Raw genomic sequence first — 2,669 nt, 5'->3', positions numbered from 1 at the left:
CCCCCGGCCTCCGCTCCCGCCCCCGGGGCCTGAAATCGGTGATCATGGAGTTGTTGTCCGCCGTCCCGGCGTCTCCTGGCGATAACCTCATGATCGACGGATCCGCGGGAGCATGAGTAGGCGGCGTCGGGGAGGGAAGGGCCTGAGGCATGGATGATCGGGACGCGAACGGGGAGCGGCCGGCCGGCAGCCCGGCGGCGGCCGTCGTGCACAGCCTTTCGCAGCGGCACGAGACGCTGGCCACCATCGAGTCGCTCACCGGGGGGCTGCTCTCCGCCGCGATCGTGGAGATCGCCGGGGTGAGCGGCACCTACCGGGGCGGCCTGGTGGTCTACGCCACCGAGCTGAAGTCCGAGCTGGCCGGCGTACCGGCGGAACTGCTCGCGGAGCGCGGCCCGGTCGACCCGGACGTGGCGGCCGCGCTCGCCGAGGGCGGACGCCGGCGCTGCGGGGCGGACTGGGGGCTGGCCACCACCGGGGTGGCCGGGCCGGAGCCGCAGGACGGCAAGCCGGTCGGCCTGGTGTACGTCGCCGTGGCCGGCCCGACCGGCACGGACGTGCGGCAGCTCGACCTGGACGGCAGCCGGGACCACATCCGCTCGGCCGCGGTGATCGAGGCGCTGCGGCTGCTGACCGAGCGGATCCGAGACGCCCAGCAGACCGGCGCGGCCCGCGCGGGCGACCCGGCGGGCGCGGGTCACCGGTGACGCCGGCCGCGGCACGGTTCCCGACGGAGCAACCTGCCCCGGGTGGCCGCCGCGGGCGGCTCGGCGGGATTGGAGGGGCGGGGCGGGATGTCGACGGGCCGGCCAACGGGTACGGTTGCGGGAAGGCTTCGACGGTCGACGTCGACGCCGGGGGCAGCCCGCCGGGTCCGGCGCGGTACGCCCCGGTCGGAGATGGTGGTCCCGTCAGGGGGAGGTGCGATGGTCCTGCTACGCCGCGTGATCGGTGACGCTCTGCGGACGCGCCGGCAGGGGCAGCACCGCACCCTGCGCGAGGTTTCCTCCGCCGCCAACGTGAGCCTCGGCTACCTCTCCGAGATCGAGCGCGGCCAGAAGGAGCCCTCCAGCGAGCTGCTGGCCGCCATCTGCGACGCGCTCGGCGCCCGCCTCTCCGAGCTGCTCCGCGAGGTCAGCGACACCGTCGCCCTGGCCGAGCAGATGCCGGGAGTGTTGGTCCCGGTGGTCGAGGAGCGGGCCGAGCCGACGCCGGTCCCCGCGGCCGCCGTCCGCAAGGCCACCAACCGGGGGGTCCGCCAGGTCACCACCGACGGTGCGGTGGCCGTCCAGGTCCGCCAGGATTCGCCGCTCAAGGCCACGCTGCGCAGCACCCGGGTCCGCCCCGCGGACCGGGACGTGGTCTGCGCCGCCTGACCCACGCGCCGCGCGCCATGGCCGGGGTGGCCCCCGCCGCGTAGGGTTTGATCAGGGCAGCGTGACCGCCCCCTCGCCGTACGGATGCCGGGCTGGCGTCGGGCTGGGACGATGGAGGCACGCCGCGCGGCCCGCCGGTCGGCCCCGCCCGGCCCGGCCGAGGCGGAGCGACGCTACTGAGGGGACAACGCGGAGATGGCTAACCCGTTCGTCAAGGGTTGGAAGTACCTGATGGCGCTCTTCGGCGCGAAGATCGACGAGCACGCCGACCCGAAGGTGCAGATCCAGCAGGCCATCGAGGAGGCCCAGCGGCAGCACCAGGCGCTGGTCCAGCAGGCGGCCGCCGTGATCGGCAACCAGCGCCAGCTCGAGATGAAACTGTCCCGGCAGATGTCCGAGGTCGAGCAGCTCCAGGCCAACGCCCGGCATGCCCTGGTCCTCGCCGACCAGGCCCGGGCCAAGGGCGACGAGGCCGAGGCCGGCCGGTACGAGCAGTCCGCCCAGCTCCTCGCGACCCAGCTGGTCTCCGCCGAGCAGGCCACCGAGGACCTGAAGACGCTGCACGACCAGGCGCTCGGCGCGGCCGGCCAGGCCCGCAAGGCGGTGGAGAACAACTCGATGATCCTCCAGCAGAAGCTGGCCGAGCGGACCAAGCTGCTCAGCCAGCTCGAGCAGGCCAAGATGCAGGAGAGCGTGGCCCGCTCGCTGGAGTCGATGTCCTCGCTGACCGCCCCCGGCAGCACCCCGTCGCTGAACGAGGTGCGGGATCGGATCGAGCGCCGGTACGCCACCGCGATGGGCCGGGCCGAGCTGGCCGGCAACTCGGTCGAGGGCCGGATGCTCGAGATCCAGAAGGCCACCCTCGACTCGGCCGGGTCGGCCAGACTGGAGCAGATCCGGTCGAGCATGGCCGGCGAGCAGCTCACCGGCCGGCAGGAACGGCCCGCGGTGGCGCAGGGCGGCGAGAGCGCGCCGGCCACCGACCCGGCCGCCGCCCGGCTCGACGAGATCCGGGCCAGCATGAGCCGGGAACGCGGCACCGGGGACAGCACCGCCGCGAGCTGACCCGGCGGCGCGAGGAGGCGGGGATGACAGACGAGCGAGCGCGACACTTCCGCCGGCTGCGCCGGTTGCGACGCTCCGCCCGGCGGTGGAGCGTACTGGCCGGCGGGCTCGGCGGCGCCGCGGCCGTGCTGACCCCGTACGCCGGGCTCGGCCTGCCGGACGCGGCCTGGGCCGGCGCCGCCGGCAGCGCGATCGCGGTCGCCGCCTGGCGCTGGATCGACCTGCGGT

At 75.1% G+C, this 2,669-nt stretch carries 3 protein-coding genes and 1 pseudogene; all 4 read left to right on the top strand.

Features of this window, described 5'->3' with window-relative positions; genetic code table 11:
• The first annotated feature begins 149 nt into the window (after nucleotides 1–149).
• Nucleotides 150–707: a CinA family protein gene (locus tag DKT69_RS37140; protein WP_109806018.1), complete on the top strand. Its 558-nt coding sequence runs from the start codon at nucleotides 150–152 to the stop codon at nucleotides 705–707.
• Between the two features lie 219 nt (nucleotides 708–926).
• Complete coding sequence (locus DKT69_RS37135) at nucleotides 927–1,376, top strand: helix-turn-helix domain-containing protein (RefSeq protein WP_109806017.1); 450 nt, start codon at nucleotides 927–929, stop codon at nucleotides 1,374–1,376.
• Nucleotides 1,377–1,571: 195 nt separating this feature from the next.
• The gene (locus DKT69_RS37130; RefSeq protein WP_109806016.1) at nucleotides 1,572–2,441 is read left to right on the top strand and encodes a PspA/IM30 family protein; all 870 of its coding nucleotides are present in this window, start codon (nucleotides 1,572–1,574) and stop codon (nucleotides 2,439–2,441) included.
• Nucleotides 2,442–2,464: 23 nt separating this feature from the next.
• A pseudogene (locus tag DKT69_RS37125) lies at nucleotides 2,465–2,669 on the top strand (phage shock envelope stress response protein PspM); the annotation flags it as partial.

The organism is Micromonospora sicca (genome assembly GCF_003172935.1).
GTDB classification, from domain to species: domain Bacteria; phylum Actinomycetota; class Actinomycetes; order Mycobacteriales; family Micromonosporaceae; genus Micromonospora; species Micromonospora sicca.
Note: the sequence above shows the minus strand (reverse complement) of the source record. Positions and strands in the feature narration are given on the sequence as shown.

Bases quoted from the DNA above. Each gene is read 5' to 3' on its own strand.
- DKT69_RS37140 (WP_109806018.1), top strand. From the start codon at position 150: ATGGATGATCGGGACGCGAACGGGGAGCGGCCGGCCGGCAGCCCGGCG.
- DKT69_RS37135 (WP_109806017.1), top strand. From the start codon at position 927: ATGGTCCTGCTACGCCGCGTGATCGGTGACGCTCTGCGGACGCGCCGG.
- DKT69_RS37130 (WP_109806016.1), top strand. From the start codon at position 1,572: ATGGCTAACCCGTTCGTCAAGGGTTGGAAGTACCTGATGGCGCTCTTC.